The sequence below is a fragment of the Streptomyces sp. NPDC020681 genome (assembly GCF_044334895.1).
Classification (GTDB): Bacteria; Actinomycetota; Actinomycetes; order Streptomycetales; family Streptomycetaceae; genus Streptomyces.
In genome coordinates this window covers 1-26,025 of the sequence record NZ_JBIRTX010000005.1, presented here as the reverse complement: position 1 = coordinate 26,025, position 26,025 = coordinate 1, and the positions used below count along the sequence as shown (strand labels likewise).

The following is a 26,025-nucleotide window of genomic DNA, read 5'->3' as shown; positions in this document are numbered from 1 at the left end:
GCACGCTCACGCCATGTGCCGGCGTACGTCCGTGGCAGGGCTCCTCGTGGACAGGTGCGGACAGGACTGGACAGTCAACGCCCCTGCTGGGCATGGAAAGTGGACACCGCCCGACACGAGGCTGTGTGCCATGAACCTTGGACGCACGAAGGACCAGGCACCCCCCACTCGACGGCCGGGGGCCGCGCTCGCGGCGCTCGCCGCAGCGCAGTTCACCGTCATGCTCGCCACCTCGATAGTGAACGTGGCGCTGCCGCAGATCCGTGCCGGGGTTGGCCTGTCGGCCGACGGCACCACCTGGGTGGTCAACGCCTACGGCCTGGCGTTCGGTGCGCTGCTCCTGGCCGGGGGGCGGGCGGCCGACCTGCTCGGCCGCCGCCGGGTGCTGATCGCCGGCCTCGCGCTGTTCGCGGGGGCCTCGCTGGCCGCAGGACTGGCCACCTCCGCGGGCGTCCTGATCGCCGCCCGCGCCGTTCAGGGGCTCGGCGCCGCCGCGATCGCCCCAGCCGCACTCGCCCTGGCCATGAACCTGTTCCCGTCCGGCCCTGGACGCGGCAGAGCCCTGGGCGTGTGGGGCGCTGTATCCGGCGCGGGAGGAGCGGGAGGTGTCCTTCTGGGCGGCCTGCTCACCCAGGCGTGGGGCTGGCCCTGGATCTTCCACTCCGTCGCGCTCGGGGCGGTGCTGGTCCTCGTCGCCGTGGCGGTCCTCGTGCCGCAGGCTGCTGTTCGGGAGTCCGGGCGATTCGACCTCCTCGGCACCGCCACCGTCACACTCGCCCTGACCTGCCTGGTCTGGGGCCTGACCACCGCACGCGGCACCGGCTGGACGGACGTACAAGTGCTCGGTGCCCTCGCCGGTGCCGGCACGCTGCTCGCGGCCTTCGCCGTGATCGAGATCCGCCGGCCGAACGCGCTGATACCCCCGCGGCTGATCACCACCGGCCGCGTCGCCGCAGGAAACCTGCTGATGGCCCTTCTGGGGTCCGTGTGGATCGCCCTGTTCTTCTTCCTGCCGCTCTACCAGCAGCAGGTCCTCGGAATGGACCCCTTGGCCACCGGAGCGGGCCAACTCCCGCTCGCCGTGGCCAATATGCTCGGCGCCGCCGTCGCACCTCGCATCTCCCGGCGTATCGGCGGCACCGCAACAGTGACCGCGGCCCTGCTCACCGAGGCCGCCGGACTGCTGTGGCTGTCACGGCTCAGCGCCGACGGGAGCTACCTCGTCGACGTCCTCGGTCCGAGCGTCCTTGTCGGACTCGGCCTGAGCATCGCCTTCGTCCAGCTCACCGCACTTGCCATGGACGGTGTCCCGCCACAGGACGCGGGTCTGGCCGGCGGGCTGGTGAACACCACCCGCCAGGTCGGCGGAGCGATCGGTCTCGCCGCCCTGGCCACCCTGGCCGGCTCCGTCACTGCCCAGGCATCCACGCACCAGCCCCATGTGGAGGCGCTCAGCGCCGGTTTCCGAGCCGCCTTCACGGTCTCGTCCGCGGTTCTGGCCGTCGCCGCACTCCTCGCCCTGCCGCTCACCCGCCGCAGCCGCACGACCCGCGACGTACTCCCGCCCGCCGTGGCCGCTTCCACGACGCCGCGCCAACAGGACCGTGCGGCCCACTGCGCACCCACTACCTGATCCAGCACCCGGCAGCCGATCCAACCCAACCCACCACCACACCACGACCACACCACCACCGATGAGGACATCACATGCACACCATTGACTCCACCGCTCCCGTCGTCGTCAGCCTGAAGACGACCATCGACGCCCCGCTCGCCACCGTCTGGTCGCTGCACACCGACATCGACAACTGGCCGGTCTGGAACGTCGACATCGACCAGGCCGGGCTCAGCGGACCGGCGGCGGTCGGCAACGACTTCACCTGGCGCACCCACGGGATGACCATCACCTCCACCATCCACGAACTCGTCTCCGAACAGCGGATCGTGTGGGGCGGAACCGTCCAGGGCATCGTCGGCATCCACGCATGGACCTTCGAGCAGTCCGGCGACCACGTCGTCGTCCACACCGAGGAGTCCTGGAGCGGTGAACCCGTCGACGCCGCGACCGACGAACTCGGCGCGGCCCTGAAGGCCTCCCTGGAGAGCTGGCTCGACTGCCTCAAGGCCCGCGCCGAGCAGACGACTTGAGATCCCGCACCACAGCACACCACACACCACGCACGACAACGATGACGAAATCCGAGGACCCGAGTATGAGCAGCAAGCCCTATCTGACCGGCCACTACGCCCCCGTCGCCGACGAGATCACCGCCACCGGCCTCACCGTCGAGGGCACCCTGCCCACCGAACTGACCGGCCGCCTGATCCGCAACAGCCACAACCCCAAGCCCGGCGTCACCCCGACCCACTGGTTCAAGGGCAGCGGCATGGTCCACGGGATCCGGCTCCGCGAGGGCCGCGCCGAGTGGTACCGCAACCGCTGGGTGCACACCCCCGCCCTGGACGGCGCCCCGTACATGACCGAGCGCGGCCCGGACATGACCGCCAGCACCGCAGGCACCCACGTCATCGAGCACGCCGGACGACTGCTCGCCCTGTGCGAGGCGAACTTCCCCTTCGAGCTCACACCGGACCTGGAGACGGTCGGCGCCCATGACTTCAACGGCCGCCTGCGCACGGCCATGACCGCACACCCGAAGGAGGACCCGGTGACGGGGGAGCTCCACTTCTTCGGCTCCTCGCCGTTCCCGCCCTACCTCGTGTACTACGTCTCCGACGCCAAGGGCGAGATCGTCCACAGCGCCGAGATCCCGGGCGCGACCGCCTCACTCAAGCACGACTTCGCCATCACCCGCCGCCACGTCGTCTTCATGGAAGGCAACGTCACCTTCGACCCCGCCGAGCACTCCGGCATCCCCTACGGCTGGAGCGACCAGCAGCCCTCCCGCATCGGCGTCATGCCCCGCACAGGCGATGGTGCCCGGCACGTCCGCTGGTTCTCCATCGAACCCGGCAACATGCTGCACGTCGCCAACGCCTACGAGGACGGCCAGGGCCGCATCGTCCTGGAAGGCCCCACCGTGGACCGCGAAGGATTCCAGCTCTCCTGGAACTGGTGGGTCGGCGCGCCCGAGCGGGGAACCGAGCCCAACACCCGCTCCTACACCCGCCGTTGGGTGATCGACATGGCGACCGGCACCGTCGACGAGCAGATCATCGACGACCTCGCCGTGGAGTTCCCGACCCTCAACGAGGACTACCTGGGCGCCGAGCACCGCTACCAGTACGCGGTGTCCTTCCCGGACCAGAAGGGCTTCGGGGGCTACGGCGTCGTCAAGTACGACCGCACCACCGGCGCCCGCCGCATCCACCAGGTCGGCGACGCCCGGCTGCCCAGCGAGGCGGTGTTCGTCCCCGCGGCCGGCGCCACCAACGAGGACGACGGCTACCTGCTCACCGTCATCTCCGACCTCAAGCAGGACGCCTCGCAACTGCTGGTCCTGGACGCCACCGGCCTCGACCGGATCGCCACCGTCCACCTGCCCCGCCGCGTGACCGCCGGAATCCACGGCTCCTGGATCCCCGACAGCGCCCTGGACAACGGCGAGGACTGACCCACACAGTCCCGGAGCGCGGCGGGGGCGGTGACCGTCGGTGGGCGGCTCCAGCTGACGCTCCCGGAGCCGCCCACCACCCCTTCGGGGCGGTGACTGCCGGGTCAGGTCACCGCCCCCGCCGGGGCCCGGCTGCTCCACACCGCCCGCAGCCGCCGCTGTTCCCGAACCCTTCACTCACATCCGTAAGTCACCCTGGAGGATCACCCATGTCCATCGCAGCCCCCCACTCTCCGGTTGTTGCCGGCGCCAGTGCCACCCCGAGTCGTCTCGTGAACGAGGTCGACAACCGCGCGGCCTACGTCAGCTTCGGACTCGCCTACCTGCTGGGACACGGCGCCGCCGCAGTCTCCCAGGGCGACAACCCCTTGCTCGGCCTGCCCGGCTGGCTGCCCACCACACTCCTGGGAATCGGACTGGCAACCGGCATTACCCAGGCCACCGTTGCCGCCCTGCGAGCCCAGCGCGGGGCCACCGAGCCAGACATCCTTTCCGGCAAACTGCTCGGCGCAGCGTGGATCGCCGCCTTCACCGCCCTGTTCCTCGCCATCACCGGCCTGACGTCCGCCCTCGACATGCCAGAGCTCCAGTCCATCCTCTGGCCCACCGGCTCCGGCCTCATCGTCGGCCTGCTCTACCTCGCCGAAGGCGCCGCACGCCGCAACCTGCTGCACTACAGTCTCGGCGTCTGGCTGGCTCTGACCTCAACTGCGGCGCTCTTCCTCGGCACCCCCGGCCTCTACTGGGTCCTTGCCATCGCGGGCGGCGGTGCCTACGCCCTCGCCGCGATCCTCGAACGCCGCCGCCTCATGCAGTACGCAGGGCGTCCCCAGCACTGACTGCCCAGCACTAGGGCCTGTCCGGCGGATCTTGGCCGGACAGGCCCGTGGTCACGAGGCGGGCTCAGCGCTTGAGCGTGAAGGTGAAGTCGCCGGAGAGCTTGCCGCTCAGCCGGACTGCCGAAACGAGCTTCCCCTCCGTGATCAGTCGCTCGACCTCGGCCCGCGAAAGACCGCAACCGTCAGCGATCAGTCGCACCGGCCGGACAGGAATCCGCGCCGCAAAGCGGACCGAGACGTCGATCACCTCGCGGTCCAGGTGATCCGATCCGCCGGTGTCGAGGCGCCAGGCGTTGTCCCAGTCGAGGGCGATGCGATTACGGCGCCGCACGACCGGATCCTGGAGCAGCTCAGCTGCCAGGCCAGGGTCGTTGTCATGCATCCGGTCCAGCAACTCAGGTCGTACGGAGCGCACATTCATCCGCTCGAAGACCGTGAGCTTCGCCGTGTCCCCGCAAGCGGTACAGAGCACGAGGAGCCAGGCGTCGAGGAGCTTGTGGTTTGCGTTGACGCGAAATTTACCGTTTGCCCGGAAGCGCTCCGACGCGCACGCGTGGCAACGGCGGAGAACGGTCGGCAGGCAGGTGGGCATGACCACCCAGCTATTGAGCACAGAAGTACACCTTCAGTGAGAAGTCCGCAGCAAAAAGGAGCGCGGCGCACATGCGCGACGCGCGACACATCAGCTCTCGGGAGGTCTCACAGGGTGTACAACGGCACGTCCTTGCCTAGACGACTTGGCTCGGCAGCACGGTAAGGCAGCACAGCGGCGCTGCTCCACTGGTTTTCGAGCGCCTGGAGGTCAAGGGCGCTGCTGCCGAGGTCGAGGCGTGGCTACGCCGCACCGGACTTCCCGCGTAACCAGAGCCGGCTACCTCACCCCGTCGGGCAGGATGGGCGCCATGACCGAGATCCGAACTCCTCGCCTCCTCCTTCGTCGCTGGCACGACGACGACCTCGTACCTATGGCGGACATCAATGCGGACTCCCAGGTCATGCACTGGATCGACGACGGCTCGGTCCGCGACTTGGACCACACGGCGGAGGCCATCGAGCAGTGGGAGGAAGAATGGGACGAGGAGGGCTTCGGCATCTTCGCCGTCGAACTGCTGGCCTCCGGCGAACTGGCCGGCTTCACGGGCCTGTCCGTGCCCGAGTTCCTGCCTGAGGTACTGCCTGCCGTGGCCATCAGCTGGCGGCTCGGCTCACAGTTCTGGGGCCAGGGGTACGCGTCCGAAGCCGCCCATGCCACGCTGGAGTTCGCACTCCAGGACCGTGGCCTCGACCGCGTCATCAGCATCAACCGTGTCGGTAACGACGCCTCCGAGAACGTCATCCGCAAGCTCGGCATGACACCGGAACGCGAGACGGCGCACCCGGTGTACGGCTATGCGCTGCGCGTTCACGCCATCGATCTCACCGAGTTCCATGGATGAACCCGGCCCCCGGCCGTCCGGTCTCCGGCTCGGAGTTTGGCGGTAGCCGTCGCTTCGCCGCAGGCCGGCTTGCCGGGGACGGCGGCGGGCCGGGCGTTGGCCCGGCCGTCGGCAGGTTCTGAGGGGGTATCTACCTGGGTGTCTACCTGGCCTGCATCGCTGCGAGTCGGGTGGCGGTCTTTTCGCCCGCTCGCTGTTTGATGAGGCCTTCTTTGGCAGCGGCACGAAGCCAGACCTGCGAACCGGTTTCTCCGTCCTTCGTCACGAGCGCGGGCCCGGTTGAGGTTGGTGCAGTGGTTGCAGGACGTCGTCGCCGCCGGTCTCGCCCACGGGAGTTGGCGGCTGCTTGACGGATGGAAGAGTTGGGCGAGCTGGAGGACGTGGCCGTGCCGTCGATCGTCGCGTACGAGGCTGTGCTGGTGGACGACGCCGAAGGGTGTGGTCGGGGTGGGCGGGACCGGGTCGGTGAGCGAGGGTGCCGTGATTCTGCCGGTGCTGGCCCGTATGAGCCGGCGAATCGCCGCCCCTCGGAGTGTGAGTGAACCTTGTAGTCCGCCGCGAACCGGCGCCGTTGCGCGGTGGCTGGCGATGTGGAACAACTGCGGCGGCCCTGGCGCACAGTCTGGGGCTCCATGGACCGCTGGGCCGTCGTCGGCGACCCCGCCAGGCCGACCGGGTCAGCGCTGGAAGCGCCGGTCCACCCGGCGGGCGGTCCACGACAGCGTCAGGTTCACCACCAGGTAGACCAGGGCGATTCCCGTGTAGACGGGGATCGCGTAGGCGCCGCCGAGGAACTCCACGGCTATGCGGCCGTTCCTGAGCAGTTCTGTGTAGCCGATGATGAAACCGAGCGAGGTCTCCTTCAGGAGCACCACCATCTGGCTGATCAGGGCAGGCAGCATCAGCCGTATCGCCTGCGGCAGGACGACGAGCCGCATGGTGGACGCGTGGCTGAGCCCGATCGCTTGCGCCGCCTCGCTCTGGCCGCGGGGCAACGACAGGATTCCCGCTCGGATGATCTCGCCGATGGCCGCGCTGTTGTACAGCGAGATCCCGATGGTGAGCGCCCAGAAGGCCGGGACGTCGACTCCCGCCGCCGGGGCTCCGAGGTAGATGAAGAAGATCAGCAGGAGTGGCGGCAGTCCGCGGAAGACCTCCACCCACGCGCGCACGGGCACCCGCAGCCAGGGCAGGTGCGACAGCCGTCCCATAGCGAGGAGCATGCCCAGCGCCAGCGACATCGCCAGGGCGACGACGGCGACCTGCAAGGTGGCGCCGAGGCCCTCGACCAGAAGCTGTCGCAGGTCGGGGTCGAGCAGGATACTCCAGAGCCTCCCTGACAGTTGGCCGTTCTCCTCCAGCCTGACCAGGACGACGGCGAGAACCGCGGCGATGAGCACCGAGCCGATGGCGGTGCCGATCGCGACCCTGCGCCGGGCCCGGGGGCCCAGGGCGTCGTAGAGGACGGCGGTCATCGTGCGATCGCCACCTTTCGTTCGATCCGGTGGGCGATCAGCCCGGCTGGGAGGGTGATGGCGAGGTAGAGCACCCCGGTGGTGAGCAGGATCGGGATCACTGCGTGACTCTCACTGGTGGCCAGGCGCTCCATCCCGTTGAGCAGTTCGGCGACTCCGAAGGCGCTGGCGATCGCCGAGGCCTTGGTCAGCGCGATGAACACGTTGATCAGCGGAGGGATCACGCTGCGCACGGCCTGCGGCAGGATGACCAGCCGCAGCGATGTTCCGAAGGTCAGGCCGATGGACCGGGCGGCCTCGGCCTGGCCGACCTGTACCGAGTTGATGCCGGAGCGCACGGCCTCGCAGAAGAACGAGGCGTAGTAGACGCTGAGCGCGACCACGGCCGATGTCATGAAGGACAGCCGGATGTCGACCTGCGGCAGCCCGAACACGACGAAGAAGAAGACCACGACGGCCGGCACGTTGCGGACGGTCTCGACGTAGAAGGTTCCCGCGGCTTGCAGGGGCGGTACCGGTGACACACGCATCGCGGCGATGACGGTGCCCAGCGCCAGCGCGAGGGCCGACGAGAGGAATGTGAGGACCAACGTGATCCGGAAGCCGGCCCAGAACACGTCGAGGTTGTCGATTACAGCGGACATAGGTCACCTCCTCGGAGGCGGGAGTGGTGGAGGCAGAAGGCTGTCCCTGGCCGGGCGGCCTGTGGACCGCCCGGCGGTGACGGGTCAGGCGCAGGGCGCGGCCGGGGGCAAATTCTGCTCGACCTTGGCGAACCTGCCGAGGGTGGCGTCCCACGCCTTCTTGTATGAGCCGTCCTTGGAGAAATCGGTGAGCGCCCCGTTGATGAACTCGCAGAACGCGACGTTGCCCTTTTTGATGCCGATGCCCCACGTCTCCGCGCCGTACGACGCGCCCAGCAGTTCCAGGGCGTCGGGGTTCTCGGAGACGTAGCTGGCGCCGATCAGGTCCTGGGTGGCCAGGGCGTCGACCGAGCCGTTCTTCAGGGCCTCGATGCACTTGGAGGAGACGTCGAACTCGACGAGCTTGGCCTTGGGGTAGGTCTGGCGGGTCACCTTGGAGACGGTGCCGCCCAGCGTTGAACAGATCTTCTTGCCGGCCGGGGCCTGCGGGCTCTGGATGCCCTCCGGATTGCCCTTCGTCACCACGAGGTCCTGCTTGATGGACAGGTAAGGGCCGGCGAAGCTGACGACCTGCTTGCGCTGGTCCGTGATGGAGAACGTCGCCACGACCATGTCGACCTTGTCCTGCTTGAGGAACTCCTCTCGGTTGGTGCCCGAGGCCTCGACGAACTCGATCTGGGTCGGCTTGAGGCCGAGTTTCGCGCCGATGTATCTGATCATGTCGGCCTCGAAGCCCTCGAGTTCGCCCTTGAGGTTCTTCTGTGAGAGCTGGGGGTGGTCGAACTTCACGCCGACGCGCAGCTTGTGGACTTTGGCGATGGCGGCCATGGTCGTTCCGTCGGCGAAGGACACCTTCTTCGCGGGTGCGGGCGCGTCGTCGGGATCGGAGGCGTTGCTTCCGCCGCAGGCAGCGGCGAGGAGTGCTATCGCGGCGACCGCGGAGGATGCCTTGAGCGTGCGGGACAGGCGCATGACGGTTCCTATCGTTCTTGGTTGGGCGGTTGAGAATGCGGTCAGCACGCCACCCGTGCTGTGCGGGCCGGAATCGGTCCGGTACCCGATCAGTGCGTGAGGATCTTCGACAGGAAGTCGCGCGCCCTGTCGGTGCGCGGGTTCGAGAAGAACTCTTCCGGGGCGGCTTCCTCGACTATCCGGCCGCCGTCCATGAAAACCACGCGGTGGGCCGCGCGGCGAGCGAAGCCCATCTCGTGGGTCACGACGATCATGGTCATGCCCTCCTGGGCGAGACCGGTCATGACTTCGAGCACCTCATTGATCATCTCGGGGTCGAGCGCCGAGGTCGGCTCGTCGAAGAGCATGACCTTCGGCTCCATGGCGAGCGCCCTGGCGATGGCGACCCGCTGTTGCTGTCCTCCCGAGAGCTGCGCCGGGTACTTGTCGGCCTGGTTGGCGACACCGACCCGGTCGAGCAGTTCGCGGGCCTGCCGCTCGGCGTCCTCCCGGCTGCGGCCACGCACTTTGACCGGGCCGAGGGTGACGTTCTGCAGCACTGTCTTGTGGGCGAAGAGGTTGAAGGACTGGAAGACCATGCCGACTTCGGAGCGCAGCTTCGCGAGCTGTCGTCCCTCGACCGGCAGTGCCCGGCCGTCCAGGGTGATGGTGCCGCCGTCGATGGTCTCCAGGCGGTTGACGGTCCGGCACAGGGTCGACTTACCGGAACCCGAGGGGCCGATGACGACAACGACCTCTCCGCGGTGAACGGTCAGGTTCACCTGCCGCAGCACGTGCAGGTGCCCGAAGTGCTTGTCGACCGCTTCCATGACGACGAGCGGATCGTTGGGAACCGCCCTGGCCGCCCGGGTGTTGACGAGTGGTTGCGTGGGTGCGCTGACGTTCATCGTGGCGACCTTGCCCCGGCCCTCTGTTGCTTCCACTTGATCCTGCCGTTCGAGCTGCGAGGGCCGGGCGTCCCCCGGTCCGGTGTCGTGAGGTGTGGCTGCCATGCCGAGCCCTTTGCGCTGTGGGGCGCCCTGAGTGGTGAAAAGGTGCCCGCTGCTTTCCTTGCCTTAAGCGATTCGCCTGGTGGTACATTCTTACCGTCAGGCGGTACCGCGTTGCCGGGATGTTACGTGCGCCACGTAGGCGTGGCAAGAGGGTCGGGATGACTGGTCCACCACCAGCCAGATGCCGCGGCAGCGTTGTCCAAGAACTGGACAGCCCCGAACGAGAGGATGAGCATGAACGACCTGAGCGCGCACGAGCCCCCTGGTGCGGCCGGATCGGCCGAGAAGACGACGGCTTCGGGCGCGGGACGGGAGAACGGCCCAACGGGCGGCGACGGCGTGCGCAGTGTGCTGCGCGCGCTCGATCTGCTGGGCATGTTCGATGACACGCACCGCTCCCGCAGCGTTCGCGAACTCGTCGACGCCACTGCCCTGCCCAAGTCCACCGTCGTGCGCCTGGTCGCCACCCTGGAACAGCGCGGCCTGCTGTGGACCCGCGGCGACGGCCGACTGACGCCGGGACCCGGCCTGTTGCGCTGGGCGCGGTTGGCCCAGGACGCCTGGCAGTTGCCGACGGAGGCGGTGGAGTGTCTGCGCCAGGTGTCCGAGCGGACGGGCGGCGAATCGGTGCGGATCTACGTCCGCCAGGGCACATTCCGCGTCTGCATCGCTCAGCAGGAGGGCACACAGCAACTGCGCCACGTGGTACACGTCGGCACGGAGATGGCCCTGTGGGCGGGCGCCGCCAGCCATGTCCTGCTCACCGAGGCCGCACCGCAGGAACTGCGGCAGGTGGCCGACGCCGCCCCGCACGGACCCGAGTTCCTTGAGGTCATCACCGAGCGGGCACGCCGGGCGGGAGAGCAGGGCTGGGCGGTCAGCCACGGGGAACGTGAGAAGGGCGTCTCCGCCGCCGCCGCGCCCATCACCGACTCCGCGGGGCACACCGTGGCGGCTGTGGGCCTGGGCGGTCCCACCAGCCGGTTCACCGACGAGCGTCTGGCGGAGTTCATCCCCATTTTGACCGAGGCGGCACAGCGGCTGTCGGCACTGCGATTCATCGGAGGTACCGCGTGAGCAACCCCGATCCCGACCCCGGCCCCGCTCCGGTCACCGACGCCGACCGGCCCGTACGGCTGCTGGCCGGCGCACGCGTACTCGATCTGACCAACGTTCTGGCCGGACCGTTCGCCGCCTACCAACTCGCCCTGCTTGGCGCCGACGTGATCAAGGTGGAGGTGCCGGGCAGAGGAGATCTGGCCCGGCAACTGGGCGCCGACGTGGGGCTGAACGAGAACCTGCTGGGCGCCAGCTTCCTCGCCCAGAACGCCGGAAAGCGCTCACTGACGGTCAACCTCAAGAGCGAGGCCGGGCGACGGGTACTGCTGAGGGCGGCCGCGAACGCCGACATCCTGATCGAGAACTTCCGTCCCGGCGTGCTGGACCGGCTCGGAGTCGGCTGGGAGATCCTGCACGAGGCCAACCCGAGACTGGTCTACTGCGCCGTGTCGGGCTTCGGCCAGGACGGGCCGCTGCGCGACAGACCCGCCTACGACCAGATCATCCAGGGCCTGTCCGGGATGATGAGCGTAACCGGCACCCCCGGCAGCGCACCGCTGCGTGCCGGATATCCGGTCGCCGACACCCTCGGCGGCATGGCCGCGGCCTTCGCCGTCGCCGCCGCCCTGAACCACCGCGACCGCACCGGCGAAGGCGTACGCCTGGACATCTCCATGCTGGAGTCGGCGCTGTCCGCGCTGGGCTGGGTGGTCTCCAACCATCTGGTAACCGGGCAGCATCCGCGGCCCATGGGCAACGAGAACTTCACCGCGGCTCCGTCCGGGACCTTCGCCACGGCCGACGGCATGCTCAACATCGCCGCCAACGAACAGCGGCAGTTCACCACCCTGTGCCGCCTGGTGGGTCGTCCTGAACTGGCCGAGGACCCGCGCTTCGCCGACCGGTCGGACCGCAAGAGGAGCCGGGAGGCGCTCAAGGGCGAGCTGGAGAAGGCGCTGTGCATGCGCGGTGCCGAGGAGTGGGAAGACATCCTGTCCGGCGCGGGCGTTCCGGCGGCCCGGGTGCTCGACGTCGCACAGGCGCTGGCCCAGGACCAGATAACCACCCGCGGCTTCGTCCACACCCTGCCGTTCCCGGACCGCGGCGAGCGGGAACTGAAGGTGCTCGGCAGCCCCGTCCGGGTCAACGGAGCCGCCGCCGGACCGGAGCACCCCCCGCCCCGGCTGGGCGAGCACACCGACCAGTTGCTGGCCGAACTCGGCTTCAGCGCACAGGAGATCACCGAACTGCGTCAGGAGGAGGCGGTATGAACCAGACAACGCGCACCCTCACCGGCGGCGCCGGGGCCGGCACCGCCGGCGGAACTGCCGCCGCCACCGGGACCGACATGGCCGCCGTGCTGACCGCCGCCGAGCTCGAGGACAAGGTGACCGGCTGGTGGCGCACCGGCATCAGCCGAATCACGCCCGGGGAGATCCTGCTGCGCGGCTATCCGGTGGAGCAGATGATCGGCAATGTCTCCTTCACCGACACGATCTGGCTGCTGTTGCGCGGGGAACTGCCCGACGCCGGGCAGAGCGCGCTGCTCGAAGCCGCGCTCGTAGCCAGCGTCGACCACGGCCCGCAGGCCCCCTCGATCGCCGCCGCGCGCATGGCCGCAACCTGCGGCGTCGGGCTGAACAACGCCGTCGCCAACGGGGTCAACATGCTCGGCGACGTTCACGGGGGCGCGGGTCAGCAGTGCATGGAGGTGCTGGCCGAACTGAACGGCGCGGCTTCCGAGGGCATCGACCTGGACCAGGCCGCCTGGGACCTCGTTGGCCGGTACCGGCTCGACAAGGCGCACATCCCCGGCTTCGGCCACCGCTTCCACCCGCGTGACCCCCGCCGTGATCCGCTGCTCGGACTGGTCGAGGAAGCGGTGAAGGAAGGGGTCGTGGGCGGCTGGGCCCTGCGCGCCGGAACCGCGCTGGAACGGGCCCTCGCCGAGGGCCGCAGTCGCCCGGTGCCCATGAACATCGACGGAGCCACCGCGATCATCTACAGCGAACTGGGCTTCCCGCCCCAGCTCGGCCGAGGGCTGTTCGTGATCTCCCGAGGGGTGGGCGTGCTCGCCCATGCGTGGGAGGAGCACCGCGGTGGCGCCCGCATCAAGGGCCCGATCCCCAAGCCCCTTCTCCCCGCCTACAACGGCCCCGCGCCACGCGACCTCCTCCCGCCGGGCACCTCCGGCGCTCAACAGGGCAAGGGGTGAGCCGCCGCCGCGGCCCGTTCGCCCCGTCGACCGACCGCACCCAGTGCTCTCCGTCCGCCGCGCTCGCCCCATTCGTCAGGGGGGCGGCCGACGAGCTGCCCAGCTACGCGCAACTGCGGCGGCGCACCGACGCACCCGCCGAGAGCGCGTGGGGACTGTTCGGGGAACGGGACGAGGTGGGAACGCTCAACCTTGCCGGACCCGAGCAGGCCAGGGCCGCGGCAGCCTGCGTGCATACCGGGCAGACCCTCTGCCTGGACTACCCGCTCACCGCGTTCGACCCGCCGATAGCGCCCACTCGCGGCGCCCTCCGGCACACGATCTTCAGCCGCCACCGCGCCCACCGCGACGACGTCCTCGACGGCTTCTATCCGCAGGCGGCCAGCCAGCTCGACGGCCTGCGCCACCGGCGCCACCAAGAGCACGGCTTCTACAACGGAACCCCGGACGCCGAGATCACCGAGGGCAGTCCGGCGCTAGGCATCCAACGCTGGGCCGAACGCGGCATCGTCACCAGGGGGCTCGTGCTGGATGTGAGCCGGTTCCGCCGTGAGTCGGGGCGGCCTATCGACCACGAGGGCGGAGAACACCTGGACGCGACGGCACTCGAGGACGCGTTGGCCGCCCAGGCCGTGCGGCCCCGGCCAGGCGACGCCCTGCTCCTGCACACCGGCTGGACTCAGTGGTACCTCGGCCTCGACCCGGCGGCCCAGCGGCGGGTGCGCGACAACCGCCGTTTCACCGGCGTGGACCAGGACCACGACGTGCTCGCATGGCTGTGGGACCACCGCTTCGCCGTCATCGCCTCCGACACCTACGCCTTCGAGGCGCTGCCCGCCCGGGACGACTCACCCTTCGGCGGCACGACCGACCACGGCATGATGCACCAGCAGCTCATCGCCATGCTGGGGTTCGCCGTTGGCGAGCTGTGGCGCCTTGGCCCGCTGGCCCGCGCCAGCGCCGACGACGGGCGGTGGACCTGCTTGCTCGTGGCCCAGCCGCTCAACCTCCCGGGAGGAGTGGGCTCTCCGGCCAATGCCACCGCCGTCCGTTGACGGGCGGCCAGCGGTGCCAACCTCTTCGTTTTGCGTCATGCACGCATCAGCGTCCGCCCTGTGGACTGGACAATCGGGTCCCCAAGGTCATCCGTACACTCGGCCCCTGCTCCCGGCCGTCGGCGGGGGATCAGGACACGTTCGAAGGGACCCATACACCGTGAGCTTCACGGACCGATCAGACGCCCCCATCTATGCCGAGCTCATCAAGGAGCTCGGGGACGCACCGGCCGAAGCGCGACGCACGGCAGAGGAGACAAAGCGAGAGCTCGAGCGGACGATGAACTTCAACGGCATGCCGTACGAGTTCAGCTGACGCAGGCGCCCGCCTGCGTGCGTCGATCTTGCAGGCACGATCGTGGTCAGGAGACACTCGAGCCCGCGGGCGGTGTCACCGCCGCCGCACTGTCCGCGTCACGATGCTGACGAGGCCGGCGAGAGCGGATACTCAGGACGGCGGCGCCGACAACCAGGGGCTCGGCAAGCGCCGGGTGGACGCGGGCGAGATGGACGGCAGCCCCGGTAGTCAGCAGTCCTACCGTGAGACCAAGCAGCAGAACCAGCATGCACAATTCTCGGTGGCTGTCGTCGCGGTCGGGAACGGGCGCGTTCGAGTTCGTGGTCATGAGCTGTGAGTTCCTTCTGACTCAGGCGTCCGCAGGCGGGGCTTGCGGCGGTCTGGTGACTTCCTGCTGTGGCTGATCCGCAAGGGCGTTGGTACGCCATGCGGTTGCCACGCCTGTGCCATTTCAGCGGACGGTTACCAGAGCGACCGGACGTAGGTGGGGGGTCTCCAAGCCGGTCCGAAGCCGATGCGGGCGCCGCCGGCTTCGCGCCATGCCTTCCAACGACGCCCCCAGCGCGGCCGATCAGCAGCTCATCGATCACGCGGCCCATCACGACCTCACCGTCACGCGAAGCAGCTGGCAGGGTGGCGGCGTGCCGGACTGCTGCCGGCCAACGTCCCCGGCGGGGGCCTTGGCAGGGCAGAGGCAGTACTTCGTCGCCGCGGCCCGAGAGTTTCGACCTGGTCCTCGCCCTTGCCCGCCTCGCGGGCCGGGGCAAGAGGCAGACGGACCTGGCGCGCACTTCCCTGGAGTACAGCTTCCTGCAGGGCCGCAGTCTGTGGCGCGATCGCGACAGCTACGAGGTCGTCCCGGAGTGCGCCCGGGACCGCCTCGGCGACCCCCACCCCGGCCCGCGCTGCGCCCGGTTCCTCGCGTCCAGTGCCAAGGCCGCGGCGGAGTGGAAGCAAGAGGACGCTTTCCACTCCTTCGAAAGCACCTTCGGCGCCAGGCCGCCAAGGAACGAGTCCCGCACCGCCAACGCGCTCGTCGAAGCCGCAGGATGACGGAAAGGGCCAGGTTGGGGGCCGACGAGGAGATGAAGTGTGCGGCGGATCAAGGTTCAGGTGAGTTCCAGTTCGCCAACGCGCTGGTCGCCGCTCATCTCTCCCGTCAGCCGGAATCCAAGTCCGAGGTAGAAGGCTTCCGGACCGTCCTCGCCAGGATGCCAGCAGACCGTCAGGCGGGTGCCGCCGCGGCGGCGGATCTCGGTGGCCACTGCCTCGACGGCGAAGCGGCCATAGCCGCGGCCCTGTTCCGCAGCTGCGATGTTCAGGCGCCACAGGCCCGAGCGGACGTCGGTGCGGGTGCCGTCGTCGGCGAAGTCGATGTCGAAGAAGGCCATCAGGAAGCCGACGAGCCGGTCGCCGTCGAATATGAGCCGCGGCCAGGCGACGTCTGGCTGCACGTACGCCTCGGCGAGCGACTTGACGACCGGAGCAACCAGATGGTCTTGGTCGGGCCGTACCTTCAGGGCGATCGCGGCGTCGAAGTTGCCAGAGGTGATCTTCTCCAAGCGGGGCGATGTGGTCATGCGGGAAGCCTAAAGATGCAGGCCAGAAGGGCAAACGCTTTTCGGTATCGCGAGCACGCGTGCCTCTGGTACCTGATCGCCTCAGGCGCGGAGAGCGGCGTCGAGGTCCCGAATGAACTCTCCCACGCGCCCGCCTCCGGGAGGTGCGGCGGGCAGACGGCCGAGCACTGCGGTGACCGCCGTTGGTGCGTGATGACGCGCCCATTCAAGGGTCCCCGCAGTGACACGCCGGCCATCTCCGGATGCCAACTCCTCGGCTCGCGCCGCATGCGCTGCCGCGCCGAGAATGTGCTTCACCTGATGAGCGCTTGCCTTGGGATGAAGGTACGCAGCGGCGGCCGCATGACTCGCCGCTCGTGCCGCGTCGACCGCAGCGGGTGAAGCGGCTTCTTGTGCCGCTTTGTACGCCGCCCACGCGCTCTGCCGCAGAGCGCCCGTGCGCCGGCCGCCCTCAGCGAAGGCTTGTGCTGCATCGATGGCGTCGCGAGGGCGCGTGTCGGCAGGAAGACTCTGCTCGAAGATCGACAGCGCCCTGCGCGCACAATCAGCCGCGTAGCCCGTGATCTCACGAAGCTCGTGTTCGCTCAGCTCAATCTTGTCCGACTCAGTTGGCACGGCTCAATCTTGCCGCAGTCGCCAATCGGCGGGAGCCGCTGTCACGCGCTCACCACCGGTCACCGCCAGCCACGGGGGAGCGTGATGGGTTCGCGGCCCTACACACCCCCTTGGTAGCTCGCGGCAGGCAGCTCGCCGCTGGGCAGCCGCGATCCCTCAAGCGCTGGGGCTGTCTGAGGGCTTGAAGAGTCCGCCGACCCACCAGTCATGGGGTTGGCCGTTGACCATGTTGCGGTTGCGGAGGGTTCCTTCGAGGGTGAAGCCGAGTCTCTCGGCGAGTGCGCGGGAGGCCGTGTTCCCAGCCATCGCCCACCACTCGATGCGGTGGGCGTGGAGTTCGGCGAAGCCCCAATCGCACAGCGCCCGCGCGGCCTCGGTGGAATAGCCCTGGCCGCGCTGCTCCTTTGCTGCCCAGTAGCCAAGTTCGTAGACGCCTTGGAAGAGCTTGGTGAGGCAGAAGGAACCGACCAAGGCGCCGTTGTCGGCGCGGAAGGCGCCGAGGATGTAGTCCTGGTCCGTCGCCCAGCCCTGGGGTGCGGTCTCTGTGACGTGCTTTGCGGCGTCCTCGCGCCGGTATGGCGTGGGCGCGGGCGTGTAGTGCTGGATGTCCGCGTCCTGACAGGCCGTGTACACCGCGTCTGCGTCGGCGGGGGCGAAAGGCCTGAGCAGGACGCGGGCGGTTTTGAGAGTCACGGGATCCATGGCGGCAGTATGGCCAGCGCCGGTAAGGAGACCAACGGATTTTTTGCGCCTGACGAGCTCTGCGGCTACCGGGACGGCACCGTCACCGCCGCATCGGTCGTCATCTGGCTCCGCTCGTGATCGGGCCGGACAACCGTTAGGTCAGTTTCTTGTACATGTGGACATCCTCGGCTCCGCCGGGGATCCCCAGAGTTCTGCCCGTCTCGACGTAACCGTGGCGCTGGTAGAACGCAGGGGCCTGGAACGTGAACGACGAGACGCACGCGCGGTCGCAGCCACGGCGGCGTGCCTCCTTCTCCGCGGCCAGGAGGAGCCGGCTGCCCCAACCATCCCCGCGGCTTTCCTCACGGGGCCACGAACGCCTCGGTGGCCTGTGCCGCAGCGGACGACCAGCGTCAGCCCCTACGACACCACGAGTTTCACCTCGGTAACGCTCCTCAGTTTTCCCACGGATCCCTCGACTTGCCGTCGCAGTGGTCCCACGTGCATACCCCGGGCCGGAACTCGGTGCGCGAGGTGTTGTACAGCTCTGCGGCCAGGTCAGCGACCTGCGACTGAGACATGCCAGGGGCACTGCGGCGGATCTGAGGGGAGTCGACGACTGCGGCGGCGGCCACGGTGCTGTAGTCGGCCCAGACGCAGATCGCGACCCGCATCGTCGCCACGGGGCGCGCTCGTGCGTTCACGTCCCATATGCGCGTGAGCTCGGAGTTCTGGCACTCCATCAGAGCACCCTCGAAGCCCTTGGGGTCGAACCTCTCGCGGGAGCCGATCAGCTTGCCCCTGAACGACAGGTCGCCGTCCTTGATCGACTGGAAGAAGTTGTCGAGCGCCTCGTCCGGGTCGTCGATCGTGCCCCAGTAACCCTCGACAAACAGCGTCTTGCGTTGGCTGCGCCCCTGGTCGTCCTTGTACTCGTACCGGTAGTCGGCGTTCGCCATGGCCGGCTCTTCGACGCCGATCTCCTCCGGTTCGCTCGGAGGGCCTTCGGTGACCCCCTGCATGCAGTCGGCATCGGACGGCGCCCCGTCGCACTGCCTGGTGGACATGTCCCTCAGGTATTCCCTGTGCTTCTTGAACGGGCCGACCGAATCGGCCGGGGTCAGCATGTACCCCTTCGTATCCCGGTCTACGGCGTCGGCCGCCAGTACATACACGGCGCCTCCGGTCAGGGCGAGCGCCGCCACGACGCCCGCCACGGCCAGACCCTTCTTCCTCGGACTGCCACCACGCATGACACTTGCCTCCCTGCCGGTTCATACGTTCCGACCATCGCAGGAGACGGAAGGTTGCCCTCCGGCACCCGCAGAACCTGACGACTGGCTGGGCGAGGGTGTCCGGCTGGTGCTTGGTGCCGATCGACAACGGGAGGCTCGGGTGCCCGAGTTCTGGGCAGGGACGGTTGCCGGCAACGCCGAGCCCACTGCTCGGCTGTCGCGGTACGCGGATGTCAGGTGCGGGGCGGTCGGAGCCTGGCCGTGGCCCATTTCGCCTGCGTGGACAGTCGGCTGAGGGCTTTCGCCGACTCTTTGCCGATGGTGTCGAGCAGGAGCCTGGCGTGGGCCATCGTGGCACGCGCGAGTTCCGTCTCGCCTGCCTCGGCCGCGGCGAGTGTCAGCTCCAGATGCTGCTCGGTGATCAGCCGGCCGAGCCCCCGGCGGTGCCACTGGTCAACCGTTCCGTCCTGCGTGGTGCCGTCGGCGCCGACCGCCGCCCGTGCCCGCTCCAGCGCCCGCCCCGCTGCCGCGAGGTCGCCCTTGCAGCGCTCCAGGCGGGCGAGGACATACGCCTCCGAGGCCCGGTCCCGCGCCGTGTCCTGAAGCGAGAGGAGGTTGAACTGGGCACGGGCTGCCTGTGCGTGGTCGCCGAGGCGCTCCAGCGCGCGGCTCAGCTCCCGGAGCCGGTCCTCGTCCGGGCCCGTGTCGTCCAGCATGCGGATGAGTGCGACCCGGGCGTGCTCGAGGCGCCCCTGCCGGTGGGCCAGCTCGATCCAGGTGAACTCGCTCTCCGCGGCCGCGGCCGCAGCTCCATCCCGCCCGTGCCGCTTCGCCTCCTCGGCGCGGGCCCATTCCACGGCTCCGGCACTGTCGGTGACCTGACCAGAAGTGGCCGACCGTAGGAGCGGAACGTCCGCGTCCTGGCCGTGCAGCGCCACCAGCACCGCGGCGAGGCGCCGGTCCTGGAACCATTCGGTCCGCGCGGCATCCTCGAGTTCCAGCAGGAAACGCAGCAGCGGCAAGTCGCCGTCACGACGGTCGTACTGCGCCGCCCGCAGCACCCCTGACCGCAGCACGGGATCCGCGGCCACCTCCTGCCGCGCGCCGGGGTCGCCGGAGCGCATCCTCTCCAGTACCTCCCGTCCCGGGGCGAGGACGACGTCGCGCAAGGCGTGCCGGAAGGAGTTGTCGAGCCGGTAGGCGCAGAGCTCGCTGGAGTTGAGCAGGACGTAGTTGGGGTCGGTGCGCCGGGCGGCCGACTCCGACAACGCGAGGAGTTCGACCAGCGGCCGCTCCGGCAGACCCAGACCGCTGATCAACGCCGCGCGCTGCGCGTCCAGTTCGGGGGCGAACTCCTCCCGCGCCTGGTCGTCCGACGCTCGTACTTCGGCGAGCAGGTCCTCCTCGTCCAGTTCGACGGAGATGTTCTCGCACCACCCGGGCAGCCGGACGAGGATCTCGAGCGCCTCGCCGACACTGTCGGCGAGCAGCACGGCGTCCCCCTCGGAGGACGCGTGGAGCACAGCCGTTCCTCCGCACAGGAAGTACGTACCGCCGGTGTCGTCGCCGGCGATCGGTTCCAGTGACGCACCGGACGCCAGGTGCACCGGCTCGACGTGGTACGCCCGGCTCACATCGAAGTCGAACGGAAACGCGGCCAGTTCGGCCAGATCGGGGCGGGTGCGCAGGAGTTCCAGAACGCGGTCGGTCATGCGTCCGAACTCTAACGAGGCACCTGGAGGAGCATTCGGTGCAGGTGGCGCTTTGAGGTGGCGTGCAGCCAGATTTAGGGGCGGGGTGTCTTCTGGCCGTGGACGATTGTGTATTGGGTTGCGAGCCAGGGGCCCAGGTGGTCGATGAACATGGTGAGTACGGCCGGGTCTGCAGTGGGGATGCGGGCTGTTGCTGCGGCCACGCGCATCTGCTCGGCGTGCTCGGGGTAGTAGTGGCCGAATGCCTCAGCGGATTCGTTGAGGTCGCTGGTCCAGCCGCCCCAGCGGGGCATGACCAACGTGAACCCTGTGCGGACGATGCGGCGGGATACGACACGGCTGAGGGTTTCGCGGTTGCCGTCGGTGACGGCTTCGGCCGCTCGGGTGCGCCAGCGCGGGAGCAGCAGGGCCAGGTCGCCGTTCGTCTCGCGGGCGAGCAAGGACGTCGGGCGGTAGCGGGGGAGTTGTTTGGCGAGGTCGTTGCCCAACAGCGGGGTACACAGGCAGGCGACGAAGAAGCCGCCGTCGTGGCGTTCGATTTCGCTCAGGAGGGTGCGCGCGCTGGACAGGAGGATGCCGACGCCTTCGATCTGGGCAAAGGAGCGGTCGAGCACGGACTCGATCGTGTTGGCGTCCGCTCGGTCGGCCTCGGTGGGCTCATCGCGGAGGGCGAGAAGCAGGTCGAGGTCGGATACGCCGGGGACGGCGGCGCCGCGGGGAATGCTGCCGTAGAGGTAGGCGCTGTGCAGTCGGGTGCTGTCGAACGTCTCGCTGATGTGAACGCGGGCGGCATCGACGACAGGGACGAAGGCTGCCGGCACGCGGCTCAGCGCACCTTCACGGGCGATCGTCCCGTCGTGGTTCAGCCCTCTTCCGTGCATGGGGTCACTGTGCCGGGTGGCTTCAGATGCTGCTTAGTGGTTTTTCGCGGTGGCTACCGTGCCGGGACGTTCCGTCCTGCTTGGCGGATGTCCCGTCTCATCGATTCCTAGTGCCGTTTCTCAACCCAGGTAGGTGACGGAGCGAGGGTTGTGGCGACAGACCGCTTGCGAAGTCCTTCTGCCAGGTGCGCCATTTCCACGGACGTGCCGACCAGGCCGACTCCACTCAGGTCGGCGGCCGTCAGCCGGGCTTCGCCCAGCGACAGGTGGCGTATCTCGCGCAGGGCTCGCAACACGGGGACCAGGCTGGTCTCCTTGGTTGCCAGGCGAAGCCGAGCGGCCCCGTGCTCGGCCAGCAGTGCCTGCCTGATCTCTTCGGGAGCCGGGTCTGCGCCCATCTCGCACCACGCGTTGGGGCAAGCTTGGCACCGTCCTTCGACGCTCCAGCGCAGCTGTCCCCGGTCGATGAACTGGCCGACGTCGCGGACCAGCACGCCACCACACGTCGCGCACGGCGAGGTGATCTTCACTCCCTGGGTGGCGGTGATCATGGGTCTCTCTCCCTGCAATGTCGATCTGCCCAATCCTGCCGCAAGCAGTGCACGCCTGGTCCCTGGGTAGGCCAACCATACGAAGGGCTCGCCCTGTCCCGGGGAAGAACGTAGGGAACCTTGAGCGATCTCATCGAACTGTGGCGTGGATTGCCCTGCCTTGACGGCGGCGGGGCGGTGGTCGACGGCGGCACGGAGAGATCGGGAGGTGGCGGCGGCGATCATCTTCGTGGCCACTTCCGGCTGCTCCTGGCGGCAGCTTCCTCCTTCGCTCCGACCGTGGGGCCCAACTACTCACCGTCGATCGGCGTGCTGACAAAAAATCCCTACCGCGGTGGCCGGAAAGAGCGGAGACTCGCCTCATGGCTGACATGGAGTCGTTCCGGGAAGCGGTCACCGCGTGGGCGGCCGGTGGCCCCGGCGCCCCCGCGCGCGAGCTGGCCGCGCGGCTGAACGTCCGCGCAGTCGTCCTCCTCGAAGGGCCGAGCGACGTCGCAGCGGTCAACGCGCTGGCCGCGAGTCGCGACCGGGACCTGGAGGCCGAAGGAGTCTGCGTCCTGTCGATGGGCGGTGCGATGAGCGTCGCGCGCTTCGCCCACCTCCTCGGGCCACCCGGCCTGGGCCTGCGCCTCACGGGACTGTGCGATGAGAGGGAGTGGCGCTACTACGCCCGCGGCCTGGAGCGGGCCAGTGCGGCACAGCAAGGGTTCTTCGTCTGCGCGGCGGATCTGGAAGACGAGCTCATCCGCGCGCTGGGCGTGACACGGGTGGAGGAGCTCGTCCGGGCGGAGGGCGACCTGCGCCCTCTGCAGACCTTTCTGCGTCAGCCCGCACAGCAGGGCCGCACCTCGCAACAGCAGTTGCGGCGCTTCTTCGGCACGAAAAAGGGGCGCAAGATCCACTACGGCCGTGTCCTCGTCGAGGCCCTCGACCCCGATCGCGTACCCGCCCCACTCGACGGCCTGCTCGCCAGCCTCTGACCGCTGGGCGACGTCAGTCTCGGCAGAAGAACTGCCCCTCAATTGCAACGAGATCCAGCGTCTGAGCAGGCGGCACCGTTGGCTGCAGGGCTCCTGTTTCGATGCGGCCTTCCTTGGGACTGTCGCTATCGTGCTGCCGTGACTGGCTCTGTGCAGCGTCCGCTGCTGTTTCTCGATGTCGACGGACCGCTGATCCCGTTCGGAGCGGCGCCCCAGCAGTATCCGACTTATGTGACAGGCCTGAAACCGCTTGATGCCGATGGGAATCCGCTCCTGAACAGGATCAATCCTGAGCATGGGCCCCGGCTGGCGGCGCTTCCCTGCGAAGTTGTCTGGGCCACGACATGGATGGATGAAGCGAACCAGTGCATTGCCCCTCGCATTGGTCTGCCACCACTGGCAGTGGTGGTCTGGCCGGAGCCGTCCGACATCGATGACCAGGACGAACGCGACGGACTGCACTGGAAGACCCGCACGCTCGTCGAATGGGCGGCGGGGCGCCCGTTCGCCTGGGTCGACGACGAGGTCACCGATACTGACCGGACCTGGGTTGCCGCCCATCATCCCGCAGACGCCCTGCTCCACCGGGTCGATCCCCGCCGTGGCCTGACTGATGCGGACTATGCGGTCCTCGACTCCTGGCTGAGACAGTTGCCGTGACGGGCTGCGGGCATGGCACTCCACTTGCGGTCAACCTGACCGGCGGCAACCGCACAGACGTCACCCGGCTTCTGCGTCTGCTGGACGCCGTCCCATCCGTGCGCGGCCGGCGGTCTGCCATCGCGCCAAGCCGGGCCCGTTGTTCGCCGGCCGCGGCTACGGCCGTCCTCAGCCCTGCCTGTTGTTGTCTGATCAGACACCGGCAAGTCCGGTCGCTGTGGGATGCGGTGCGGAGCGCCCCGTGATGGGATCCGGTGCGTGAGCGACCCTTCCCTGCGTGACCGCATCGAGCAGTACTACGCCACCGTGCCGCTGTTGTTCGCCGAAGCCGAGGAGTTCGGCTCCTTGCGCCTGTTCGTACGAAAGGCAGCAGGCGCCCCGTACTACGGCGGCCCCAACCACGCCCAGCCCACGGGAGGTTCCGCGATCGTCACGACCGCAGACATTGCCCGGGTCCGTGCACGCCAACGAGCACTCGGTGTGCCGGAGGCCTTCGAGTGGCTCGCCGAGGTGTCGCCATACCTACGCGCCCGCATCGAGGCCGCGGGCCTCACGGTGGCGGAACGTCCGCTGATGACGCTCGACCCACAGCACTCGCTGCCCGCGCAGCCCCTGCCCGAAGGCCTCACGATCCGGGCCCTGACAGCCGATGACCCGGCCCTGCCGGCCGCACTCGCCGTCTCCCAACTGGCCTTCGCCGAGGAGGGCACCACGGCGGTGTCGGCAGCCAGAGCAGAACTCGCAGTGGCCGCCGAAAACCTCATGGTGGACGGCACAGTTGCAGCAACACGCCCAACCGTCAGCGCAGGTCACAAAACAGTCGTCGCTGCCTTCGCTCCTGACGGCACGCCGGTCGCCGTGGGGCACTACCACCCGGCAAGCGGCGCAACAGAGATCGGCGGCATCGGCACCCTCGCCACGGCCCGCCGCCAGGGCCTCGGCGCTGCCGTCACAGTGGCCCTGGCTGCCCATGCTCGCGAACACGGCGTGCGCACCATCTTCCTCGCCTACGCAGAGGAGTCCGTCGCCCGCATCTACGCCCGCCTGGGCTTCCGTCCGGCCGGCACCACCTTGCTGATCGCCAACCAGCCGGCGCGTGGTCAGTAGCTCGGCAACGAGGCATCCCGCCGACAACTCATGCCTTCGCCGTACTCGGACAACGGGACGGGCTCGGCCACCCACCCGGCCGTCAGGACCAGACGCGAGGCGCGGTGGACGGTCAGGAAGCCGAAGGGCGGTCGAAGGCGGCCTCGATGTGGCGGACCGTGTGCCGCGGCGGCGGCGGTGGCATGCCGCCGGCCACGGCACCGAGCGCCGTCACGGAGGCTGACTCGAAGCCCCTGGCGTCGAAGGCAGAGAGGGCCGCCTGGCCCGCTGATCCGATGGCCAACGGCGCGCCGGAGGGGCTTCGGGCTGATGTCCGGGAAGTGTCCGCGGCTTGTGTCCGTGGCCGTCGAGAGGCCGAACAGCGCGGACACGAGCGCAAAGCCGAGCACTTCCTGGCCTTCGTCGGCTTCGCCGGCGCCCTCATCTGCTACCGCCGCTACACCAACTGAGACGACCGCTTATTGGTTTGCCGCAGGCCAGCCCGGTCGGATAGGAAGCTTGCATGTTAAGGGGCAGCAAGGTCGGGCTCAGGGCCCGGCACGAGGACGACATTCCGATCCTGCAGGCCGAGCTCTACGACGACGTGGTCAACTACTCTCGGTCCGAAGTCCGACCGTGGCGGCCGATCACGCCCGGCTCGAAGGACTCGCGGTTCGTGGTGGACGACACGGAGCAACAGCACGTCCCGTTCTCCGCGGTGGAGCTGGACGGCGGCACGCTGATCGGCACCGCAACGCTGTGGGACATCGACAACCACAACCGGTCCGCGCACATCGGGCTGGGGCTGCTGCCGTCCTCCCGCGGCAAGGGCTACGGCACCGATGTGGTCGCGGTGCTGTGCCACTACGGTTTCGTTGTGCGCGGCCTGCAGCGGCTGCAGATCGAGACGTTGTCGGACAACGCCGCCATGCTGCGCTCCGCCGAGCGCAACGGCTTCGTCCGCGAGGGCGTGTTGCGCTCCGCGGCCTGGGTGATGGGCGAGTTCCTGGACGACGTTCTGCTCGGGCTCCTCGTCCAGGACTGGAAGCCGGACTCGAAGACCTAGGTTGCCGCCCGACCGTCAAGGGCGAGCCGCGGAGCAGACATGGACGGCCGACGGCCAGGACGGCGACGTTTCCCGCGTGGGCCGTGTGCCCTGTTCGCGGACCGACAAGCGATGCGCCAAGGCCGAGGCCGCCTATCAAGACGGGGAGGCCCTTGCCGGGCCGCCACCGCTGGGTGGTCGAGCGCGCCGTGTCCTGGCTCAATGGCTGCCGCTACCTGCACAGGCGGTACGAGCGCAAAGCCGAGCACTTCCTGGCCCTCGTCGGCATCGCCAGCGTCCTCATCTGCTACCGCCGCTACACCAACTGAGACGACATCTTAGCTTGGCGTTTAACGTTGGTGAGCTTGATGTTCCTTGATCGACTCGGCGCGTTTGACCGTCTTGCCGACGTCGTGACGCGTGGCCCGGTGCTTGT

29 protein-coding genes and 3 pseudogenes are annotated in these 26,025 nt (G+C 68.9%); 19 read left to right on the top strand and 13 right to left on the bottom strand.

The annotated features are described in order from the left end of the window. Positions 1–130: 130 nt before the first annotated feature. The 4 genes from ACH4YL_RS13110 to ACH4YL_RS13095 all read left to right on the top strand — a co-directional run bounded on the left by ACH4YL_RS13110 (position 131) and on the right by ACH4YL_RS13095 (position 4,414). Positions 131–1,633: an MFS transporter gene (locus tag ACH4YL_RS13110; protein WP_398507375.1), complete on the top strand. Its 1,503-nt coding sequence runs from the start codon at positions 131–133 to the stop codon at positions 1,631–1,633. 74 nt (positions 1,634–1,707) lie between these two features. After that, positions 1,708–2,148 (top strand): SRPBCC family protein, encoded by a 441-nt coding sequence (locus ACH4YL_RS13105; protein ID WP_398507374.1) that lies wholly within the window; start codon positions 1,708–1,710, stop codon positions 2,146–2,148. Positions 2,149–2,213: 65 nt separating this feature from the next. Further along, positions 2,214–3,575 (top strand): carotenoid oxygenase family protein, encoded by a 1,362-nt coding sequence (locus tag ACH4YL_RS13100; protein WP_398507373.1) that lies wholly within the window; start codon positions 2,214–2,216, stop codon positions 3,573–3,575. Between the two features lie 209 nt (positions 3,576–3,784). Continuing rightward, complete coding sequence (locus ACH4YL_RS13095) at positions 3,785–4,414, top strand: ABC transporter permease (RefSeq protein WP_398507372.1); 630 nt, start codon at positions 3,785–3,787, stop codon at positions 4,412–4,414. Positions 4,415–4,478: 64 nt separating this feature from the next. Here the strand turns inward: ACH4YL_RS13095 and ACH4YL_RS13090 are convergent, their stop codons facing one another. Continuing rightward, complete coding sequence (locus tag ACH4YL_RS13090) at positions 4,479–5,027, bottom strand: DUF1062 domain-containing protein (RefSeq protein WP_398507371.1); 549 nt, start codon at positions 5,025–5,027, stop codon at positions 4,479–4,481. A gap of 289 nt (positions 5,028–5,316) precedes the next feature. Between ACH4YL_RS13090 and ACH4YL_RS13085 the strand changes: the two genes are divergently transcribed. After that, positions 5,317–5,850, top strand: coding sequence for a GNAT family N-acetyltransferase (locus ACH4YL_RS13085; protein ID WP_398507370.1), 534 nt, complete (start codon positions 5,317–5,319; stop codon positions 5,848–5,850). A 677-nt stretch (positions 5,851–6,527) separates the two neighbouring features. On the opposite strand, the gene ACH4YL_RS13080 is transcribed toward ACH4YL_RS13085, so the two are convergent. From ACH4YL_RS13080 to ACH4YL_RS13065, 4 genes are all read right to left on the bottom strand, one after another. Then, positions 6,528–7,325, bottom strand: coding sequence for an amino acid ABC transporter permease (locus ACH4YL_RS13080; RefSeq protein ID WP_398507369.1), 798 nt, complete (start codon positions 7,323–7,325; stop codon positions 6,528–6,530). Then, positions 7,322–7,969, bottom strand: coding sequence for an amino acid ABC transporter permease (locus ACH4YL_RS13075; protein ID WP_398507368.1), 648 nt, complete (start codon positions 7,967–7,969; stop codon positions 7,322–7,324). The genes ACH4YL_RS13080 and ACH4YL_RS13075 overlap by 4 nt, the downstream gene beginning before the upstream one ends. An 84-nt stretch (positions 7,970–8,053) precedes the next feature. Then, a complete protein-coding gene (locus tag ACH4YL_RS13070; protein WP_398507367.1) occupies positions 8,054–8,941 on the bottom strand; it encodes a glutamate ABC transporter substrate-binding protein in 888 nt (295 codons plus the stop codon). A gap of 89 nt (positions 8,942–9,030) precedes the next feature. Further along, complete coding sequence (locus ACH4YL_RS13065; RefSeq protein WP_398507866.1) at positions 9,031–9,750, bottom strand: amino acid ABC transporter ATP-binding protein; 720 nt, start codon at positions 9,748–9,750, stop codon at positions 9,031–9,033. Between the two features lie 417 nt (positions 9,751–10,167). Here ACH4YL_RS13065 and ACH4YL_RS13060 point away from each other — a divergent pair, with 417 nt between their 5' ends. The 6 genes from ACH4YL_RS13060 (at position 10,168) to ACH4YL_RS13035 (ending at position 15,613) form a co-directional block, all read left to right on the top strand. After that, complete coding sequence (locus tag ACH4YL_RS13060) at positions 10,168–11,010, top strand: IclR family transcriptional regulator (RefSeq protein WP_398507366.1); 843 nt, start codon at positions 10,168–10,170, stop codon at positions 11,008–11,010. Next, entirely contained in the window at positions 11,007–12,263 is a 1,257-nt protein-coding gene (locus ACH4YL_RS13055; RefSeq protein WP_398507365.1) for a CaiB/BaiF CoA transferase family protein, read from the top strand. Before ACH4YL_RS13060 ends, ACH4YL_RS13055 begins: the two co-directional genes overlap by 4 nt. Continuing rightward, positions 12,260–13,207 carry a citryl-CoA lyase gene (locus tag ACH4YL_RS13050; protein ID WP_398507364.1) on the top strand — a complete coding sequence of 316 codons (948 nt, stop codon included), beginning with the start codon at positions 12,260–12,262 and terminating at the stop codon, positions 13,205–13,207. The genes ACH4YL_RS13055 and ACH4YL_RS13050 overlap by 4 nt, the downstream gene beginning before the upstream one ends. Beyond that, positions 13,204–14,262, top strand: a complete 1,059-nt coding sequence (locus ACH4YL_RS13045; protein ID WP_398507363.1) for a cyclase family protein — start codon at positions 13,204–13,206, stop codon at positions 14,260–14,262. The genes ACH4YL_RS13050 and ACH4YL_RS13045 overlap by 4 nt, the downstream gene beginning before the upstream one ends. A 160-nt stretch (positions 14,263–14,422) precedes the next feature. Further along, positions 14,423–14,578, top strand: a complete 156-nt coding sequence (locus tag ACH4YL_RS13040; RefSeq protein ID WP_398507362.1) for a hypothetical protein — start codon at positions 14,423–14,425, stop codon at positions 14,576–14,578. Between the two features lie 615 nt (positions 14,579–15,193). Continuing rightward, entirely contained in the window at positions 15,194–15,613 is a 420-nt protein-coding gene (locus ACH4YL_RS13035) for a hypothetical protein (protein WP_398507361.1), read from the top strand. 56 nt (positions 15,614–15,669) lie between these two features. On the opposite strand, the gene ACH4YL_RS13030 is transcribed toward ACH4YL_RS13035, so the two are convergent. From ACH4YL_RS13030 to ACH4YL_RS12995, 8 genes are all read right to left on the bottom strand, one after another. Then, positions 15,670–16,140, bottom strand: coding sequence for a GNAT family N-acetyltransferase (locus tag ACH4YL_RS13030; protein ID WP_398507360.1), 471 nt, complete (start codon positions 16,138–16,140; stop codon positions 15,670–15,672). Between the two features lie 81 nt (positions 16,141–16,221). Then, positions 16,222–16,755, bottom strand: a complete 534-nt coding sequence (locus tag ACH4YL_RS13025; RefSeq protein WP_398507359.1) for a putative immunity protein — start codon at positions 16,753–16,755, stop codon at positions 16,222–16,224. Between the two features lie 156 nt (positions 16,756–16,911). Then, positions 16,912–17,457, bottom strand: a complete 546-nt coding sequence (locus tag ACH4YL_RS13020) for a GNAT family N-acetyltransferase (RefSeq protein WP_398507358.1) — start codon at positions 17,455–17,457, stop codon at positions 16,912–16,914. A gap of 136 nt (positions 17,458–17,593) precedes the next feature. Then, positions 17,594–17,839: a GNAT family N-acetyltransferase gene (locus tag ACH4YL_RS13015; RefSeq protein WP_398507865.1), complete on the bottom strand. Its 246-nt coding sequence runs from the start codon at positions 17,837–17,839 to the stop codon at positions 17,594–17,596. A 55-nt stretch (positions 17,840–17,894) separates the two neighbouring features. Continuing rightward, the gene (locus ACH4YL_RS13010) at positions 17,895–18,692 is read right to left on the bottom strand and encodes a hypothetical protein (protein WP_398507357.1); all 798 of its coding nucleotides are present in this window, start codon (positions 18,690–18,692) and stop codon (positions 17,895–17,897) included. Between the two features lie 215 nt (positions 18,693–18,907). Beyond that, positions 18,908–20,386: a hypothetical protein gene (locus tag ACH4YL_RS13005; RefSeq protein ID WP_398507356.1), complete on the bottom strand. Its 1,479-nt coding sequence runs from the start codon at positions 20,384–20,386 to the stop codon at positions 18,908–18,910. A gap of 74 nt (positions 20,387–20,460) precedes the next feature. Further along, complete coding sequence (locus ACH4YL_RS13000; RefSeq protein ID WP_398507355.1) at positions 20,461–21,267, bottom strand: nucleotidyltransferase; 807 nt, start codon at positions 21,265–21,267, stop codon at positions 20,461–20,463. 107 nt (positions 21,268–21,374) lie between these two features. Next, entirely contained in the window at positions 21,375–21,818 is a 444-nt protein-coding gene (locus ACH4YL_RS12995) for a hypothetical protein (RefSeq protein ID WP_398507354.1), read from the bottom strand. Between the two features lie 164 nt (positions 21,819–21,982). Here ACH4YL_RS12995 and ACH4YL_RS12990 point away from each other — a divergent pair. The 8 genes and pseudogenes from ACH4YL_RS12990 to ACH4YL_RS12955 form a co-directional block, all read left to right on the top strand. Then, positions 21,983–22,122 (top strand): annotated as a pseudogene (locus ACH4YL_RS12990) (transposase); the annotation flags it as partial. Positions 22,123–22,180: 58 nt separating this feature from the next. Further along, positions 22,181–22,798: a TOPRIM nucleotidyl transferase/hydrolase domain-containing protein gene (locus tag ACH4YL_RS12985; RefSeq protein WP_398507353.1), complete on the top strand. Its 618-nt coding sequence runs from the start codon at positions 22,181–22,183 to the stop codon at positions 22,796–22,798. 138 nt (positions 22,799–22,936) lie between these two features. After that, positions 22,937–23,458: an HAD domain-containing protein gene (locus ACH4YL_RS12980; RefSeq protein ID WP_398507352.1), complete on the top strand. Its 522-nt coding sequence runs from the start codon at positions 22,937–22,939 to the stop codon at positions 23,456–23,458. A gap of 8 nt (positions 23,459–23,466) precedes the next feature. Further along, positions 23,467–23,618 (top strand): annotated as a pseudogene (locus ACH4YL_RS12975) (IS5/IS1182 family transposase); the annotation flags it as partial. A gap of 98 nt (positions 23,619–23,716) precedes the next feature. Further along, entirely contained in the window at positions 23,717–24,565 is an 849-nt protein-coding gene (locus ACH4YL_RS12970; RefSeq protein WP_398507351.1) for a GNAT family N-acetyltransferase, read from the top strand. Positions 24,566–24,669: 104 nt separating this feature from the next. Further along, a complete protein-coding gene (locus tag ACH4YL_RS12965; RefSeq protein WP_398507350.1) occupies positions 24,670–25,014 on the top strand; it encodes a hypothetical protein in 345 nt (114 codons plus the stop codon). Between the two features lie 53 nt (positions 25,015–25,067). Continuing rightward, positions 25,068–25,610 carry a GNAT family N-acetyltransferase gene (locus ACH4YL_RS12960; protein WP_398507349.1) on the top strand — a complete coding sequence of 181 codons (543 nt, stop codon included), beginning with the start codon at positions 25,068–25,070 and terminating at the stop codon, positions 25,608–25,610. Between the two features lie 158 nt (positions 25,611–25,768). Then, positions 25,769–25,918 (top strand): annotated as a pseudogene (locus ACH4YL_RS12955) (transposase); the annotation flags it as partial. Positions 25,919–26,025 lie beyond the last annotated feature (107 nt).